We start from the raw sequence: 16,914 nt of genomic DNA on the forward strand, positions 1-16,914 counted from the left end.
AACAACTCATTCAAAAATTAATACACTGGAATGCACAATGTTACAGCAGCGACTACTCAACAACGAAGACCAACCAAGCCTTATCGACTTATTAATGCAGCACGCCAGTACCAGCTTGTTTATTCTCAGTAACATTAATAAGTCGCAAATTGCTTATACCGGTGCACTTTATGAAGGGCGCTACTATGGTGCCTTTGAAGGTTCAGCGCTTGTTGGTGTCCTCGTCCATTACTGGAACGGAAATATCATGGCGCAAGGTGAAGCCTCGGCCGTAGAAAACTTATGGCAAACATTTAGAACGGAACTGACCTCGGTAAAAGGCTTTGTCGGTCGAGATGATCTATGTCTTGCGCTAAGGCGCAATTTTGATAGCGAACCGGGTGAAAAAAGCTACAGCGTAGCCTCTCAAGAAATGCTCTATGAGCTTGAATTAAACACACTTAACAAGCCTGAGCTTCTTGTTGGTAAAAATATTGACTGTAAAATAGCCACAGAGGCCGACTTAGTTTTTCTGATCCCTTGGCGGGTTGCCTACAATATTGAAGCACTTGGCGAAGTGCAGAGCCCAACACTCTTGGCCAATGTGACCAACTCTTTAATTCAAAATATAAAAGAAGGCACAACCTACGTACTGTGGTCGGGCGACACACCCTTAGCCACGACAAACTTCAACGCAAAAACCAATCCTTATGTACAGGTTGGTGGTGTATGGACACCTGTTGAACTGCGTGGCAAAGGGTACGCCCGAGCGGTTGTCGCAGCCTCATTACTTGATGCAGTCGATAAAGGCTTTAGCCATTCCATCTTGTTTACAGATACCGCAAACATAGCCGCTCAGAAAGCTTATGAAAGTATTGGATATCGACACTGCGGTGAATTTGGCTTGTATATATTGGCGGCTAGTTAAAAAAGTTAGAGAGGAAGGGTTTATGATTCCGGTTTTAGAAACGCAACGTCTTAGGCTACGAGAATTCAAAGCAACCGATAAGGAAGCCTTCGCCGCGCTTAATGCCAGCCCAGAATTTAGTCGATATTTTGGCAATGGCGAGCCCATCGGCAGGTTAGATAGCTGGAAGGTCATGGCTATGATAGCCGGCCATTGGCAGTTGTATGGCTTTGGCTTTTGGTTAGTTGAAGAAATTGAGACCAAAAAGTTAGTCGGGCGTATTGGCATTTGGCACCCCGATGGCTGGCCGGGCACTGAAATCGGCTGGGGAATATCGCCTGAGTTTTGGGGCAAGGGTTATGCCAAAGAAGCGGCGTTAGCCGCTATGAAGTGGGGCTTTGAAAATCTAGCGGTAGATGAGCTTATCAGTGTTATACACCCAGAAAACAAAGCCTCGAAAAACCTTGCCCTAGCCGTGGGTGAATCCTACAGTCATAACGAAGATGTTTTTGGTAAGCCTTCAGAGATTTATAAGATTACACGTGTTGATTTTATGGGTAATTAATAAATAGTTAGAATCATAACTTTGCTTTGTTGTTGAAACGAGTATGACGAAAACATAGGACTTGTCACCTTTGCTTGATGCACTTAAACTGCCGCTATGCATTTATCCTTTCATTTACAGCTAAAGGGGTATTGGTTAGGCTTTTTTGCTTGGCTAATTTTGACCTTTGCACCGTTTGCAACCGCGCTCACTCAAACAGAGCTTGGCTACCTACGGCTGTGTTCTTCTATGGGCGCAGTTTGGGTTCAAACCACGCCGGATAGTGCAGGTACTAACCAAAATGCTTGTACTTGCTTAACCACAGCGATCGCGACGGCAACTAATGAACTGCCGAACATTGAGCATCGTGCTTTCTATCAAGCTAAAGTAACTTTAAGCTCGCGCCCCTTTGAAGTGAGCCTCAGCGCTCAACCTAGAGCACCGCCGTTCTCTTTTTAGATTAATCAAATGACCAAACCCAAAAAAGCAGTTTGCAGCAAGAACGCTGCATGATTAACTAAATAATTTAGAGAGTAAATCCATGAAATTATCACATCTTTTTGTTGGCGCTTTGATCAGCGCTGTTGCCATTTTCGCTTCTGCACACACACATGACAATATTATGATTGAATCACCTTGGGCACGAGCCAGTGCACCTGGCGCACCATCAGCAGGATTTTTAGTTCTGCATAACCACGATGATACGGACGACACACTTCTCAAGGTTGAGGGTGATTTTGCTAAAAAGCTAGAATTGCACAAATCTTTTGAAGAAAATGGTGTGATGCGTATGGTTGAGCAAAAAGACGGTATCTTGATTCCATCACATGGCATGGTGACCTTGGCACCGGGTGGTTATCACCTAATGTTTATGGGTTTGGAAAAGAACTTTGAAGTGGGTGAAGTTTATACGGTCGTTCTAACCTTTGAGCACGGTGGAGAAAGAACCGTTGAGCTTGAAGTAAAGGAAATGGCTGATATGGCAGAAATGAAGATGAGTCATTAAAAGAAGCTGCAAGTAAAAGATTAAAAGTCGGTTTTGGGCTGCGAGTAAAAACAGAACACCGCTAACGGAGCTTTTAGAGTCTTACGTTTGCCTTTAAGTGTTTTGAACTTACCCGCAGCTCGAAGCCCGTAGCAAGCGGATGCCCTTTAGGCATCCGTTCTCAAATCTTAATTAAGCGAATGCTTTTTCCATCGGTGGAATGATCTGCTTTTTACGGCTTAACACGCCTTCTAACCAAGCTTTACCTTCTACAGGTGTTACGTTGAAAGCGCGGTTGGCTAGTGTTTCATCGTCGCTGACGATCAGTAATTCTGAACCTTCTTTCATGATGTCGGTTAATAGCAGCATCATGGTGTGGCGTTCGCCTTCAGCTTTTAGGTTTTTTAATTCTGCAAACAAGTCGCCTTTGATTGCATCGAACACAGAGTTATCAATGGCTTCTAACTGCCCGATTCCCACTTTGCTGCCGCTCATGTTGAAGTCTTTAAAATCACGAAGTACTAAATCGCGAGCTGGAGTGCCATCAACGGCAGACTTTACCTTGAACATTTCAATCGCTAGGGCTTTGTAATCGTCAACGCCAGCAATGACCGCTAATTCTTCAACGACTTTAATGTCAATGGGTGTACAGGTTGGTGATTTGAATATGACCGTATCACTTAAAATGGCACACATCATGATGCCCGCAATGTGCGCAGGAATGGCCACTTGGTGGTAATCGTACATTTCTTTAATGATGGTATTACTGCAACCCACAGGGCGAATCCAACACTCAAGCGGTGCTGAGGTGGTGATGTCACCGAGCTTATGGTGGTCAACAATACCAAGAACGGTGGTTTCATCTAAGTCATCAGGTGCCTGATCACGATCAGAGTAATCGACAATATAAATGCTTTCGCCCGCAAAGGTGGTCTTCAAAATAGGCTCAGGTAGCTTAAACGTATCTAAAATAAACTGAGTTTCAGGCGTAATAACACCCTGGCGAACGGGGATGGTCTCTTCACCTAGCTGCGTTTTTAAGTAGGCCAGCGTGATCGCGCCAACTATTGAATCGGTATCTGGGGTTTTGTGTCCTACAACGTAAGCCGTCATGCATGTTCTCCTGTAATTTGGCGCGCATTCTACCGTTATTTTGAAGGAAATGTGAGGGGCGATTAGTCGGAGAGTGCTTTAACAATGTTCAATAAGCCACTTTGCGTGAGGCGTGTTTAAAGTTACTGAGTTCCGCCATGCGATTAATAATATGATCACGCACCATTTTAATTCGTAACGGCATCTCACCTTGACTACGCCACATTAACCACAGCGAAGTCGGTTCTACTTTCCATTCAGGTAATACGGTTACCAAGTTCCCCGCATCAAGCTCCGGCTGCGCCACTAACGTTAGGATGCGGCTGATACCGATACCTGCTTTGGCCGCTACGCACTGAGCGTGGGTATTCCCCGAACGCCAATGAGCCTGTGGCGTAATCACTTGTTTATTTCCGCTCTTGCAATGCTCTAACTCCCAAATTTTGGGTGTACCACACACCGTGGGTAAACGTGTTAAATCATCCGGACTTTCAGGGTAGCCATAGCGGTTCACAAAGGTTGGGCTAGCACATAATACATGATGGACTTCGCCTAAAAAGATCGAGTTCACATCTTCAGCAGGGGCATGACCAATACGCAGAACCAGATCGACAGGGTCACGATTAAAATCGACTAACGAACTGCTGTAATTAATAGTGACCGAAAGCTCAGGGTGATCGACAACTAATTCACTCAACGCTAAAGACAAAAATGACTCGCCAAAAATACCACCGACCGAATTAATACGCACCGGGCCAGATAATCGTTGTGACATCATTTTAAGGTTCGTTTCAGCACTGTTCAGTTGGTTCATGCCCTCTCGGCAACTTATTAAGAACTGCTCTCCTTCAGGAGTTAGGCTGATTTTACGAGTCGTTCGTGTCATTAACGATACGTCTAAACGTGTTTCCAATCGCTGAATGAGCTGGCTAACGCGACCACGCGAAAGCTCTAGCACTTCGGCGGCTTCGGTAAAGCTGCCTAATTGAGCGACCTGTATATAGGCTTCTATTTCAGTCAGTTTGCTCATATTGTTTAATTTTAGTAACCAAAACTGTTAATTTATAGCTAATTATCTATTGTTAAGTAACGAGTATACTCGTCTCAACGAATAAATAGCCATTATTTATAGGAGCAAGATTATCATGGTTAAGCTGCGAACTTTGGGCCATAGTGGGCTAGCTGTTTCTGAGATAGGGCTCGGCGCTTGGCAATTAGGTGGCGATTGGGGCCCGGTAACTGTCGATGCCGCCAACCGTATTTTAACCGCCGCAGATAAAGCTGGGGTGAGTTTTTGGGATACTGCCGATGTCTACGGCAGCGGTCAAAGTGAACAGTTTATTGGTGACTTTAACCAGCGCCAGCCAAACCCCAAGCGAGTGATTGTGAGCAAGGTGGGCCGAACTGCAGACCTGTATCCTAATGGCTACAGCAAAGAAAAATTGCGACGTTGTATTGAGCAAAGTCGCGAGCGCTTGCAGGTTAACAGTGTTGATGTCATTCAGCTGCATTGCATTCCGTTTGATGAAGTAAAACGCGGCGCGGTATTTGATTGGTTAGAAACCTTTAAAGCAGATGGCTTGATCAAACATTACGGTGCCAGTGTTGAAACCATCGAAGAAGCTGAATACTGTTTAGGTCACACACAGGTAACATCACTGCAAATAATTTTTAATGTGTTACGCCAAGATATGGCTCAAAGCATACTTCCATTAGCGGCCGAGAATAATGTCGGAATTATTGTGCGCTTAGGCTTAGCCAGTGGCTTGTTGTCTGGCAAAATGACTAAAGAGCAAACCTTTTCTGAACAAGATCATCGAACCTATAACCGCGATGGTCAAGCGTTTCATGTCGGTGAAACATTTGCGGGCTTGCCGTTTGAAATGGGCGTCGAGCTCGCCACAGAAATTAAAGAAAAGTATGCAGGTAACATGTCGTTAGCTGACTTATCGTTGCGTTGGCTGCTAGATCATGACGCCGTAAGCTCGGTCATCACCGGCGCTAGTTCTGCAGAACAAATAAAGCGAAATGCCGCAGTATCCGATCTAGCGCCGCTGTCAGCGGAGTTGCATACGGCGTTGTCTTATTTTTACCAGAACGAAGTCCGTCGCCATATTCGCGGTACAATTTAAGGTGGGCATGATGAATAAACGACGCTTAGGTAAAACCAATCTCCAAGTGAGTGAAGTTGCCTTTGGCGCTTGGCAGCTAGGTAACTATGATCAATGGGGCGGTATGACCGATACCGATGCTTTGAATCTCGTTGCCAAAGCCCGAGACTTAGGCTGCAACCTATTTGATACCGCACCGAACTACGCTAAAACGAATAGTGAACGTTTGCTAGGTGAGGCGCTGGGTCATCAAAGAAAAGATGTGGTTTTGGTAAGTAAGTTTGGACATCGTCCCGATGGTGAAACGGACTTCAGTGCCCAATGGTTTTGGCAGAGTCTACATGGTTCATTAGAGCGATTAAAAACCGATTACCTTGACGTAATATTGGCTCACTCGCCTCCGAAAAATGTACTCAATGGCGAACATGAAGTTTGGGCGGCAATGGCCCAAGCACAACAACAAGGAAAAATTAGATACTACGGTGCAAGTGTTGACTACGCCGATGATGTGCGTGACGTGTTAAACACCTCAAACGCACAAGTACTTGAGCTTATGTTTAGTGTGTTGCATCAAGATGTTCGCTTAGCATTTGATTTGGTGAAAGAAAAAGATGTTGGTGTCATTACTAAAGTGCCGCTAGACAGCGGTTGGTTAAGTGGTAAATACACGGCAGCGAGCCGTTTTGAAGGTGTGCGTGAGCGTTGGTCGGTTGCTGAGATAGAGCAACGTGCAAGTGCCATTGATGGTTTAAAGGCTATTTTACCAGAAGGTGTACCCTTAACTGATCAAGCGATTGCGTATTTGCTAAGCTATGATGAAGTAAGCTCCGTTATTCCGGGAATGCGTTCAGAACAGCAGCTCATTAATAACTTTCGGGCCATAGGCCAACGATTAACACCGGAACTAAAACAACAAGTCGAAGCCTTTTGGCTGACATTGACTAAGCAAGGTAAACAGCTTTTACCTTGGTAATTTTTGAAATGTGTGAGGGAAATTAAATGGAATATCGTCGTTTAGGTAAAGCAGGGCTTAAAGTTTCAGCTCTATCATTAGGTTCATGGGTTACTTTTGGTAAGCAAGTGGATACCACCGAAGCCAAGAAGTTACTTAAAACTGCTTATGATGGAGGCATCAACTTTTTTGATAATGCCGAAGGCTACGAAGCCGGTGAATCAGAAAAAATTATGGGCGATGCCATTTCAGGTTTAGGTCTTGCGCGCGATACCTTCGCTGTATCATCAAAAGTGTTTTGGGGCGGTAGCCAACCACTTCAAATGGGCTTAAGCGCCAAGCATGTTCGCGATGCCTGTGATGCTGCGCTTCAACGCTTGCGCGTTGACTATTTAGATTTATATTTTTGTCACCGTCCAGACTTGGATACCCCCATTGAAGAAACTGTACGCGCCATGCACAACCTAGTGCAGCAAGGCAAAATTATGTACTGGGGTACCTCAGAATGGAACGCACAGCAAATTACTCAGGCACATGCGATTGCACGCCAAGAAAACCTAACACCACCGTCTATGGAGCAACCGCAATATAACTTGTTACACCGCGACAAAGTTGATGGCGAATTTACCCCACTCTATGAGCAATATGGTATGGGTACGACCATTTGGTCGCCATTGGCGAGTGGTTTATTAACAGGAAAGTACAACGAAGGCATTCCTGATGACAGCCGTCTAAATTTACCAGGCTACGAATGGCTACGTGATTTATGGACAAGTGAAGAAGGTAAGCAAAAGCTAGATAAAATTAAGCAGTTGACTGCACTGGCTAAAGAGCTCGACATTAGTATGGCGCACTTATCTATTGCTTGGTGTTTAAAAAACCCGAACGTAAGTACTGTTATTTTAGGTGCTTCTCGGCTATCACAGCTCGAAGATAACCTAAACGCTATGAATGCTGTGGCCAAATTAACTCCAGAGGTTATTGAGCGTATAGAAACCATTGTCGCGAATAAACCTGCCGGTGGTGAGCGGTTTGGACAGTAAGCTTTATTAGCAAGCTATTAAAGCCTGCTTCTCTATCTAAAAAGCGTGAGCGCTAGTATCTCAATGTTAACGTTCATGCTTCTTTCTTTATCATTTAAAATCCTCAGTTAGAAACCACTTACATTTATTAAAAACAATTTTTTATAAGCTCGTTCACAACTTATAAGCCCTTTAGAAAACAATAACTTAACGGTACTTATATGCCGTTGTTACATATCTGTACGACGTATTACTATGGTGATTAAATTGACAACGTAAGCGGAACGTCACAGTATGGTTGGATTGAAAAAATAAAGAGCTAGGGTGTGAACTTCCCCCATTTTAATGGACACCTCTAGATAACGCATGGAGTATATAAATGGCAAGGGCAAAAACAAAAAATGAATTAATCGAAGCTGCGAATGAGAGTTTTGAAAAATTATGGTCAATAATTGATTCAATGCCTATGGATGCTTTAAAGAAAGAATTTGATTTTTCAGGAGACCTAAAAAAGAAAGAGGCCCACTGGAAAAGAGATAAAAATGTTAGAGATGTGTTGATTCACCTTTACGAGTGGCACCAACTACTTCTAACCTGGATAAACTCTAATATAGTGGGAAGCAAATTGCCGTTTATACCTAAGCCATATAGTTTTAAAACATACGGTGAAATGAATATTGAGTTTTGGAAAAAACACCAAAGTACAGATCTTGAAGAAGCTAAAGATATGCTTAAAGATAGCCATGAAGCTGTCTTGAAATTAGTAGCCCCTTTCTCTCATGAAATGCTATTTACTAAGCAGTATTTCGATTGGACAGGAACTACCTCTCTTGGTAGTTATTGTGTATCAGCTATGCCTAGCCATTACGATTGGGCTATCAAGAAATTGCGTGCACATATAAAATTAATTCGTTTAAAAAGCTAAGGAACCACCTTGATTCCAGGTTATAAAATCAGCTCCGCCAATGAAGACATGGACATCTCCGTTATCCACGGTTATTTATCTCGTTCGTATTGGTCAAAAGATATTCCATTAGCAACGGTACAAACGGCAATGGCGCATTCCTTATGCTTTGGTGTGTTTACCGAAGCAGGTCAGCAGGTGGCGTTTGCTCGTTTGATAACCGATCAAGCAACCTTTGCTTATCTTGCCGATGTTTTTGTATTAGAAGGTCACCAAGGCAAGGGTATTAGTAAGTGGTTGATACAAACTATTTTAGATGATTCTCGTTTACAAGGTTTGCGCCGTATAATATTGGCAACACGTGATGCGCACAGTTTGTATGAACAATTTGGTTTTAAGACGCTCGCTTCGCCAGAAAAGTTCATGGCGTTGCACCAACCAAATATTTATAAATCGGTTTAAAGTTTTTAACTTAATTTTTAAAGATGGAATTGAAATGTCAGAATATTTTGCAAAAATAAGTTGGGCCAGAGCAAGTGATGAAAACTATATTGATATTAAATATAGCCGAGGGCATGAGTGGACTTTTGATGGTGGTGCTACAGTACCTGCATCGTCATCACCTCATGTTGTACCACTGCCTTATTCGGTTGAAGCCAATGTAGACCCTGAAGAGGCATTTATTGCATCAATTTCAAGTTGCCACATGCTATTCTTTTTGTCTATTGCGGCGAAAAAAAGATATGTAGTTGATTCTTACGTTGATAACGCGGTGGGCGTGATGGCGAATAACAACGCTGGTAAAATGGCGATGACCAAAGTAACACTAAAGCCTATGGTTCAGTTTTCTGGGGATAAAAAACCGACTTTGGAAAATCTTGAAACAATGCATCATTTATCGCATGAGCAATGCTTTATTGCTAACTCGGTTACTACTGAAATTGTCGTCGAAATAGTTGTTTAACTCCTATTCTTTTTGATCACTTCGGCGTATTGAATCTTTTATAAGACTAAGCTGCCATATTTTTTCTGCACGACTGCCTAGATACCAAAAGCTCAAGGCTAAAACTGCAAAAAATATTGCTTTATGTGTGTCGTCCCAAAAATATTCAAAAAATCGAGTATAGAGGTTGATGAATATAAATGTGAGCCCGAAACCCCTGGTCATGCCGTCATCGTATTTTACGCCATGATATATAGCTCCGGCAGATGCGAGTGCAAAAAGTACTGACCAATGAAACAGTTCAATTTGCTTCGCCCTTATCCATGCGTCGGTGTCTCCATAATTTCCAAAAATAGACATGATCCAAAGTGCAATAAACAAATAGAGTAACCCGATAGCGCGAGTTGGTTTTAAAAAATCGTTTCGGCTTTGCCACTGGTTAAATATATACGAACCACAAAAAATCAAAACCAAACCAAATAGCACAAATCTCAGAGGGAAGTTCATTCCCAAATAGTAAGCACCCCAGCCTGATGCATATCCCGTTTCGGCACCAAACCAACTGCCGAGTGATAACAATGAGAACAGCCAGACTAGTTTGGAAGGAAACCATAGCCCTAACAAACCATAAACTACTGCGCCAAGGAGCAATAAAATTGAATAATGGCCGGTACCTGTGGATATCATTTGACCTAAAAAGGCGATAGACGCGGCTGTTGTCATGATACCTAGAAAAAATATAGCTTCGTTGCTATAAATCTTTTCTGGGTGTAGCAGTTTTCGTTTAACACCGAAAAAATAAAAGACCGCTGAAATTCCGGTAAAACTTATAAACTTCATCGAAACTGGCGCGTGGAAGAGGCTTTTGAACAATTCAATAAGCCATTTATCCATCAATGCAGAAGATATGGAGATCATGAGGCACGAAATTGCTAACCAAAACGAGTATTTTGCTGTGCGTTTCCAATCAAATAAAGTGACTTCGTATGAGCTTTTAAGTTTTTGGCTTTCTGGCTCAGAAATAACTTCAGACTCGCGCCAATTCTCAATGGCGTTACTGAGAATTCGAGCTTCTTTTTTTGATACTTGCATTATGACCTCTTTTTGAAACAGCTTGTTCCTGCCTGACTAGAGTGGAGGTAAAATTTTTTCTTTGTAACGTTCTAATATTCAGTGCTTTGTTCAGCAATGAAATACCGTTAATTCAATAGTCTATATCTTGAATTATCATCATTTACCGGATGAACTTTGATACTACTGCATTAACTCGGTTCAAAAGCTTCGGCTCGTGCGGTGCGAATCTACGAGTCTATAGTAGGCGCTATTAACGCCTACAGATTTATAGTTCACCTAAAACAGCAATACGGCTAAGCTTTTTTAACCACTTTTGATTTCAACATCATGTCGCCGGCACCATCAACTTTGCAGTCAATATCGTGATCGCCGTCGACAAAACGCTTGATGGTCGCTTTTGTACCCACCTTAATGACTTGTGATGAGCCCTTTACTTTCAAATCTTTAACGACTGTCACTTTGTCGCCTTCGGCAAGCAGGTTACCTACTGCGTCTTTTAAGGTGATGGCATCTTCATCAACTTCTGGCTGGTTTGGGTTCCATTCGTGTGCACATTCAGGGCAAATGAGAAGATCCTGATCTGGATAAACGAATTCAGACTGGCATTTTGGACAAGGGGGCAATTGCTCACTCATAGTAGGAGACCTCACAATAGATGGCTAATAGTTATCTTAGGGTTTAGGCGCGCCATATTAACACAACTGAAAGCCTTTAAGCATAGGCAGTTGTGTTAGCGAGTATCGCTTAGAGCAAGTTAAGGCGAAGTTATTGGCTGTTGAGTATAAAGGGTAGAATATTTTAAGCATTATCAATAACAACAAAGTAGGGTAGCTGGTATATTTAATGCGCTTAAAAAAAGGAGAAGTTAAATGTGGTTTAAAGATGTGGTGTTAGAATCTAATTCAGTAACCTTATCTCCCTTACGCACGGAGCATGCTGAAGCACTTGTTTCTGCTGCATCAGACGGGAACTTATGGGAGCTCTGGTATACATCAATACCCAATAAAGAATCAGTAGGCGACTATATAAGGGCAGCCTTGGCCGAAAAGGAACAAGGGTTGGCATTACCGTTTGTGGTTATAGATCGCGCGAGTGGTAAAATTATCGGCTCAACTCGTTTTTGCCATGCAGATATAGGCAATCAACGCGTCGAAATTGGCTACACCTGGTATTCAAAAAGTTTTCAACGCTCATCCATTAATACAGAATGTAAGTTGCTATTATTAAGTCATGCATTTGAGACGCTCGATGCTATTGCAGTAGAGTTCCGTACTCACTGGCATAACCAAGCATCAAGAAATGCCATTGCCCGCCTAGGTGCAAAGCAAGACGGCATACTTAGAAACCATCAGAAAACACCTGAAGGTTTATATCGAGATACAGTAGTATTCTCAATTATTAACCTAGAATGGACAGCAGTTAAAACAAGTTTGCAACACCGATTAGCCCGACATTCAGGTTAGTTCAAGGCGCTAATATGAATCCAGATACTCGAAAATACAATGAAACACAGTGGCCTAGTGATGAAGAAATTTGCCATAAGCTTGCTGTGGAAATTAATCGTGGCTTACCCAATGCAATGAATAAAATATGGCATGCTCACCCGGTTTGGTTTATTGATGGCAACCCCATCGTTGGCTATGGAAAGCTAAAAAACTGTATTCGATTGATGTTTTGGAGTGGCCAGTCTTTTGAAACGGATGGATTAAAAAAAACAGGTAGCTTTAAAGCCGCTGAAATACGCTTCACTTCGGTTGAAGACATAGACCCTAAGCAATTAGCACGATGGCTAAAAGAGTCTATGCTTGTGCAATGGGATTACAAAAATATCGTTAAACGTAAAGGGCGTTTAGATAGGTTGTTGTAAGATGAGTTAGCATTATTAACTTACACATACAGGTAAAATGGTTCACTTAGGAGATTAGTATGTCAGAGCAGTGGTTAACTAGTTTAATAACAGAAACACCTCAACAAGGCTATGAACTCGCCATTAAGATGTCTCGTATGGGTATTAAATACACGCAGCCTGCTGCGGAAGTGCGAGAAAAATTGAGACCGGTTTATGGTGAAAATGCAGATAGCTTGATTGCCTCTTCACAGGTCATAGCGATAAATTTTCAGACGGTATCAGCAGCCAATAATTATTGGCGCGATTAAGGCTCAATATAGCCGGTAAGCGCGTCTTTAAAACGCGCTTGTATTCCTAGCGCGACCTACTCCTTGTTAGCATCAGGCTCAATGTCGACAGAATCTTCTGGCTCTTCCTGAGCGTCGATGATGTCATGATAATCCACATCAACGTCGGCCCATTCACGCTCTAATTCACTTTCTGGCACTTCTTCAGTTATTTCATCTGCACGTGGGTCTAAGTTGAAGACTTCTGGCGTTGTCATCCCAGCCGTTGCTTGGAACTCTTCGTTGTGTTCTGCCACCGTTGGCAATGAATGTGATTTTCGGCGAGCAATCAAAATGACGCAAAAAATGGCGAAGCTGCCTCCCATGAACACGAATAACCACTCATGCCCTAAAACTCCCATAAATGCAGAGGCAATGGGTGCGCCTATGGCTGAGCTGAGTCCATAGGTAATTAGCATTGCGCTGCCTATATCAACAAAATCGCTACTGTCTGCATTGTCATTCGCGTGGGCGAGGCAAATTGCGTACATGGTCATACCGAAAGCACCCCAGAGAAAGCCCAAACTGGTGGACACCGTGCCTGCGTAAAAGCCCTGAAACGAAGCCACAAAGGTCAGAAGTGAAATAATAGCCCCGGCTAAGGAGATAAAAACCAAAATTAACCGTCGGTCAAACTTGTCGGAGAAACGACCAAGAGGAATTTGAAAGATAGCGCCTCCAAGTACGACTGCAGACATAAAGTTAGCCATTTGAAACGTCGAGAAACCACTGTCTTTTGCATAAATAGGCGCGAGAGCCCAAAATGCACCGGTAATGAACCCTGTGAATACCGAACCAATGATACCGATGTGTGAATGTCGCCATACCTTTGCAAAGTCGACCGTTACCTTGCTGATAGGCGTTGGCGCTAGGGCGAGGGTGAGTGATACAGGCACAATAGCAAGTGATAAAAAAATACCCGCCAAAGAAAACAGTAGCAGAGGATCAACTTCGCCTAAATTTAGCAATTGTTGGGCAAGCGTGATCATGGCAAGGTTCATCATTGCATAAAACGATAAAATGGCGCCTCGATTACTTGAATCTGCACGCTCATTGAGCCAGCTTTCAATTATCATATATATTCCCGCGATCATGGCACCCAACATAAAGCGCAGTAACATCCAACCTACAAAGCTCTGGCTCCATACAAAGAGTAGAATGATCACTGTATAAGCTGAGGCCAGTACCGCAAAGGTTCGAATATGGCCAACTCGCTTTAGAACAAAAGGCGTCATTAAGCAGCCAAAGACAAAGCCGACAAAGTAACTTGAGCCAGTTAAACCCACTTGGAAATCAGAAAACCCTAAAAGGCTGGCCGAAATAGGCAGTAATGTAAGTAACAAACCATGCCCTAAGAGTACAAATGCGTCTGAAATTAACAGGGCGGAGATAGGAATAAGAGAACGGATCATGAAACACCAAAAACTGTGATGAAAATTAAACGCTAAAAAATAAAGCGACATGTACTGCTAGCTAGATATACAAGAGAAATAACACGACGGCATTGTGAGTGTTTAAGTTCCGCGAGCCGATTATATTAAACTTTTTAAGCAACGATTATTTTAGTTGAATTTCAACAGATTACACTATTTTGAGTTTGAAATTGCACTATAGTTAGTCCCGAGTGTTATTTCTTTCCATGTGTGGAGTGCACCAATCATGGTCATTCATATATTGAACGTTAGGACTAAGCTATGACAGAAAATAAAACCCAACCAACAGAGGTTGCTGTTTCAGACTTTCTTGCCACTGTCCAAGTGAAGCGTCGGCAAGAAGATGCAAAAGTGTTGCTAGAGATGTATTGTTCAGTGACCAATTTGCCTGCAGTCATGTGGGGCCCCTCAATTATTGGCTTCGGGACCAGCTCATATTCATACGAAAGTGGACGGCAAGGCACAATGCCTACAGCCGCTTTTTCACCTAGAAAAGCCAACCTAACACTGTACGTTGGAGGTAGGTTCAATGGAGCAGCAGAGCTCTACTCTATATTAGGCAAACACAAAAAATCGGTCGCGTGCTTGTATATCAATAAGTTAGCCGATGTAGATTTAAAGGTACTGCGTGAAATTGTAGAAAAAGATTACCTACACTCGAAACATTAGAAATTACAAAAGATAACAGGCTTGATTTGAATGAACGATAATCCAGAAATTATTGCGCGCTTGCGTGAGCAGATTCCCACCTTTGAATGTGTATCGGGCTGCCATGATTGCTGCGGTCCAGTAACAACCTCTTCAGAGGAGATGTCACGCTTGCCGAGGAAGACCGAGCAAGAGCAAGAGGCAGCGTTAAATGAACTTAACTGCGTCCATCTAGGGCCTAATGGCTGCACTGTCTATGGTGAACGTCCGCTTATATGTCGCTTGTTTGGTACAACACCCAGAATGGCATGCCCACATGGGCGTAAGCCAGATCAGATGATAGATCCTGAAATTGAACGCCAAGTACATCATTATATTGCGACTACACGGCAAGTTTTGGTTTAATTCCGGATAACTTTGGTTGAAGTTGATGCTTAACTTAACGATTATAAAGCTCCATTACCCCATTTTAATAAGGTTTTGACATTGAGTCGTAAAAGATCGGCAGAAGAAATAATCGTCCTGGCTATTTGCGCTATTTGTTTGTGCGGACTTATTCCATTTACTTTTATTCGTTTAGGTCAGGGTGATTTTATTGTCGCGTTGATAGATTTTATAGGTGCACTAACCGCAATTGCGTGCATAGGGTATGTTGTTAAAACAGGTTCAACGAAATACACAGCGCCTATTTTAGTCATACTCATGCTTTCAGGAATGACAGCTAATATTCTCATTTTGGGTTCTAATGACTTATTCTTTTTTTATCCTACTATTATTTCGACTTTTTTCTTAATACCTCCTGCGGCAGCACTTATATTGTCACTCATTGCAATTTCTGTTGTAGTTTTCTTTCTCAGCCCGCTGATGGCACTGTTTCCATTGATAAAAGTTCTACTCTCATTGATAGCGACAGCAGCATTCACCTATACTTTTGCTTGGCAACGAAATCGCCAAAAAAATGAACTTCATGCGTTAAGTCAAGTGGATCAACTCACGGGCACTGGAAATCGAAGAGCCTTACGTGAACAACTAGAAGCCTTAGTACATAGCCATCAGCGTGATCAACAGCCCATGTCGTTAATTATTATAGATATAGATAACTTTAAGTCCGTTAATGATAAGGCCGGGCATGCATCCGGAGATGAAGTTCTTGTTAGGTTAACTAAGTTAGTTGAAACTCGAATAAGAGTGACCGATCATCTGTATCGCTATGGTGGTGATGAATTTATGGTATTGGCAAATCATTCTAACTTAGAAACGACACGTATATTGGCAGAAGATATTCGAGTGCTTATTTACAATAGTCACCTAGTAGATCAAGGCGCCATTAGTGTATCGATTGGTGTTTCACAGTACCAAGCAGGTGAAAAACCAGATGAATGGTTAGTACGAGCAGACAATGCTATGTATTCAGCTAAGAGCTCAGGTAAAAATGCAGTTTCCATTCTCGGAGATAAGCAAGTATTGGTTGGCGTCAATGAGCAAGAGGCAATTTTATGAAGAAAAAAATAGAAACGGTCGAAGAGTTCTTTAGCATTGGTTGTGGGCGGTGTGATAAAGGCAGTACACCAGAGTGTAAAGTGCATCAATGGGCTAATGAGTTACAGCTGTTAAGAGCAATAGCTATCGAAAGTGGCTTAGTCGAAGAACTTAAATGGAGTCAGCCTTGTTATACCTATAACGGTACAAATATTGTGTTAGTTAGCGCTTTTCAAAAACATGCGTTTATGACTTTTTTCAAAGGCTCATTGTTAACTGATCCTGAAAACATTCTTGTAAAACCGGGTGAAAACTCCAACGCAGGTCGAATCGCTCGTTTTACCAATGTGAAAGATATTAAAAAATACACAACGGTACTAAAGCAATATATCCAAGAAGGTATTGAGCTAGTGAAAGCGGGCAAAAAGGTTGAAACGTCAACCGCAAACTATGTTATGCCTGAAGAGTTGTTGCGAGTACTAGAAAATGACCCTGAGATGTTTGAAGCCTTTGAAGCTCTAACTCCTGGCAGGCAACGATCTTACTTTTTGCATGTTTCTTCAGCAAAGCAAGAAAAAACTCGATTTACCAGAGCGCAAAAGTGCAAGCAAAAAGTAATCGCAGGCTTAGGCTTTAACGAGTATAAAAAATAGTCTTAATGCCGAC

22 protein-coding genes are annotated in these 16,914 nt (G+C 42.5%); 17 read left to right on the forward strand and 5 right to left on the reverse strand.

What is annotated here, in order from left to right:
- The first annotated feature begins 37 nt into the window (after nucleotides 1-37).
- From ACI882_RS02275 to ACI882_RS02290, 4 genes are all read left to right on the forward strand, one after another.
- Entirely contained in the window at nucleotides 38-907 is an 870-nt protein-coding gene (locus tag ACI882_RS02275; protein ID WP_411745368.1) for a GNAT family N-acetyltransferase, read from the forward strand.
- Between the two features lie 22 nt (nucleotides 908-929).
- Nucleotides 930-1,451 carry a GNAT family N-acetyltransferase gene (locus tag ACI882_RS02280; protein ID WP_411745369.1) on the forward strand — a complete coding sequence of 174 codons (522 nt, stop codon included), beginning with the start codon at nucleotides 930-932 and terminating at the stop codon, nucleotides 1,449-1,451.
- Between the two features lie 96 nt (nucleotides 1,452-1,547).
- Nucleotides 1,548-1,889 (forward strand): hypothetical protein, encoded by a 342-nt coding sequence (locus ACI882_RS02285; protein WP_411745370.1) that lies wholly within the window; start codon nucleotides 1,548-1,550, stop codon nucleotides 1,887-1,889.
- 82 nt (nucleotides 1,890-1,971) lie between these two features.
- Complete coding sequence (locus ACI882_RS02290) at nucleotides 1,972-2,436, forward strand: copper chaperone PCu(A)C (protein WP_411745371.1); 465 nt, start codon at nucleotides 1,972-1,974, stop codon at nucleotides 2,434-2,436.
- A 171-nt stretch (nucleotides 2,437-2,607) separates the two neighbouring features.
- On the opposite strand, the gene ACI882_RS02295 is transcribed toward ACI882_RS02290, so the two are convergent.
- Both ACI882_RS02295 and ACI882_RS02300 read right to left on the reverse strand, forming a co-directional pair.
- Nucleotides 2,608-3,528 (reverse strand): manganese-dependent inorganic pyrophosphatase, encoded by a 921-nt coding sequence (locus ACI882_RS02295; protein WP_411745372.1) that lies wholly within the window; start codon nucleotides 3,526-3,528, stop codon nucleotides 2,608-2,610.
- An 88-nt stretch (nucleotides 3,529-3,616) separates the two neighbouring features.
- Complete coding sequence (locus ACI882_RS02300) at nucleotides 3,617-4,537, reverse strand: LysR family transcriptional regulator (protein ID WP_411745373.1); 921 nt, start codon at nucleotides 4,535-4,537, stop codon at nucleotides 3,617-3,619.
- Between the two features lie 115 nt (nucleotides 4,538-4,652).
- Here ACI882_RS02300 and ACI882_RS02305 point away from each other — a divergent pair, with 115 nt between their 5' ends.
- The 6 genes from ACI882_RS02305 to ACI882_RS02330 all read left to right on the forward strand — a co-directional run bounded on the left by ACI882_RS02305 (nucleotide 4,653) and on the right by ACI882_RS02330 (nucleotide 9,460).
- Nucleotides 4,653-5,639 carry an aldo/keto reductase gene (locus tag ACI882_RS02305; protein ID WP_411745374.1) on the forward strand — a complete coding sequence of 329 codons (987 nt, stop codon included), beginning with the start codon at nucleotides 4,653-4,655 and terminating at the stop codon, nucleotides 5,637-5,639.
- 7 nt (nucleotides 5,640-5,646) lie between these two features.
- A complete protein-coding gene (locus ACI882_RS02310) occupies nucleotides 5,647-6,591 on the forward strand; it encodes an aldo/keto reductase (RefSeq protein WP_411746389.1) in 945 nt (314 codons plus the stop codon).
- 26 nt (nucleotides 6,592-6,617) lie between these two features.
- The gene (locus ACI882_RS02315) at nucleotides 6,618-7,613 is read left to right on the forward strand and encodes a potassium channel beta subunit family protein (protein WP_411746390.1); all 996 of its coding nucleotides are present in this window, start codon (nucleotides 6,618-6,620) and stop codon (nucleotides 7,611-7,613) included.
- A gap of 358 nt (nucleotides 7,614-7,971) precedes the next feature.
- A complete protein-coding gene (locus ACI882_RS02320) occupies nucleotides 7,972-8,517 on the forward strand; it encodes a ClbS/DfsB family four-helix bundle protein (protein WP_411746391.1) in 546 nt (181 codons plus the stop codon).
- Nucleotides 8,518-8,526: 9 nt separating this feature from the next.
- Entirely contained in the window at nucleotides 8,527-8,958 is a 432-nt protein-coding gene (locus ACI882_RS02325) for a GNAT family N-acetyltransferase (protein ID WP_411746392.1), read from the forward strand.
- Between the two features lie 34 nt (nucleotides 8,959-8,992).
- Entirely contained in the window at nucleotides 8,993-9,460 is a 468-nt protein-coding gene (locus tag ACI882_RS02330; protein WP_411746393.1) for an OsmC family protein, read from the forward strand.
- Nucleotides 9,461-9,463: 3 nt separating this feature from the next.
- On the opposite strand, the gene ACI882_RS02335 is transcribed toward ACI882_RS02330, so the two are convergent.
- A complete protein-coding gene (locus ACI882_RS02335) occupies nucleotides 9,464-10,531 on the reverse strand; it encodes a hypothetical protein (protein WP_411746394.1) in 1,068 nt (355 codons plus the stop codon).
- 275 nt (nucleotides 10,532-10,806) lie between these two features.
- Complete coding sequence (locus tag ACI882_RS02340; protein ID WP_411746395.1) at nucleotides 10,807-11,148, reverse strand: zinc ribbon domain-containing protein YjdM; 342 nt, start codon at nucleotides 11,146-11,148, stop codon at nucleotides 10,807-10,809.
- A gap of 234 nt (nucleotides 11,149-11,382) precedes the next feature.
- On the opposite strand from ACI882_RS02340, the gene ACI882_RS02345 reads away from it, so the two are divergent.
- From ACI882_RS02345 to ACI882_RS02355, 3 genes are read left to right on the forward strand one after another with little or no spacing between them, the layout of a single operon-like run.
- The gene (locus ACI882_RS02345) at nucleotides 11,383-11,976 is read left to right on the forward strand and encodes a GNAT family N-acetyltransferase (protein ID WP_411746396.1); all 594 of its coding nucleotides are present in this window, start codon (nucleotides 11,383-11,385) and stop codon (nucleotides 11,974-11,976) included.
- A gap of 14 nt (nucleotides 11,977-11,990) precedes the next feature.
- Nucleotides 11,991-12,380 (forward strand): DUF1801 domain-containing protein, encoded by a 390-nt coding sequence (locus ACI882_RS02350; protein WP_411746397.1) that lies wholly within the window; start codon nucleotides 11,991-11,993, stop codon nucleotides 12,378-12,380.
- Between the two features lie 59 nt (nucleotides 12,381-12,439).
- Entirely contained in the window at nucleotides 12,440-12,670 is a 231-nt protein-coding gene (locus tag ACI882_RS02355; protein WP_411746398.1) for a hexameric tyrosine-coordinated heme protein, read from the forward strand.
- Between the two features lie 56 nt (nucleotides 12,671-12,726).
- Here the strand turns inward: ACI882_RS02355 and ACI882_RS02360 are convergent, their stop codons facing one another.
- Nucleotides 12,727-14,100 carry an MFS transporter gene (locus ACI882_RS02360; RefSeq protein ID WP_411746399.1) on the reverse strand — a complete coding sequence of 458 codons (1,374 nt, stop codon included), beginning with the start codon at nucleotides 14,098-14,100 and terminating at the stop codon, nucleotides 12,727-12,729.
- A 282-nt stretch (nucleotides 14,101-14,382) separates the two neighbouring features.
- Between ACI882_RS02360 and ACI882_RS02365 the strand changes: the two genes are divergently transcribed.
- The 4 genes from ACI882_RS02365 (at nucleotide 14,383) to ACI882_RS02380 (ending at nucleotide 16,901) form a co-directional block, all read left to right on the forward strand.
- On the forward strand, nucleotides 14,383-14,790 hold the full coding sequence (locus tag ACI882_RS02365) for a DUF1801 domain-containing protein (RefSeq protein ID WP_411746400.1): 408 nt from the start codon (nucleotides 14,383-14,385) through the stop codon (nucleotides 14,788-14,790).
- Between the two features lie 30 nt (nucleotides 14,791-14,820).
- Nucleotides 14,821-15,174 (forward strand): YkgJ family cysteine cluster protein, encoded by a 354-nt coding sequence (locus ACI882_RS02370; protein WP_411746401.1) that lies wholly within the window; start codon nucleotides 14,821-14,823, stop codon nucleotides 15,172-15,174.
- Nucleotides 15,175-15,255: 81 nt separating this feature from the next.
- Nucleotides 15,256-16,269: a GGDEF domain-containing protein gene (locus ACI882_RS02375; RefSeq protein ID WP_411746402.1), complete on the forward strand. Its 1,014-nt coding sequence runs from the start codon at nucleotides 15,256-15,258 to the stop codon at nucleotides 16,267-16,269.
- Nucleotides 16,266-16,901: a YdeI/OmpD-associated family protein gene (locus ACI882_RS02380; protein WP_411746403.1), complete on the forward strand. Its 636-nt coding sequence runs from the start codon at nucleotides 16,266-16,268 to the stop codon at nucleotides 16,899-16,901. The genes ACI882_RS02375 and ACI882_RS02380 overlap by 4 nt, the downstream gene beginning before the upstream one ends.
- Nucleotides 16,902-16,914 lie beyond the last annotated feature (13 nt).

Source organism: Reinekea sp. (assembly GCF_046710285.1).
In the GTDB taxonomy this organism is placed as follows: domain Bacteria; phylum Pseudomonadota; class Gammaproteobacteria; order Pseudomonadales; family Natronospirillaceae; genus Reinekea.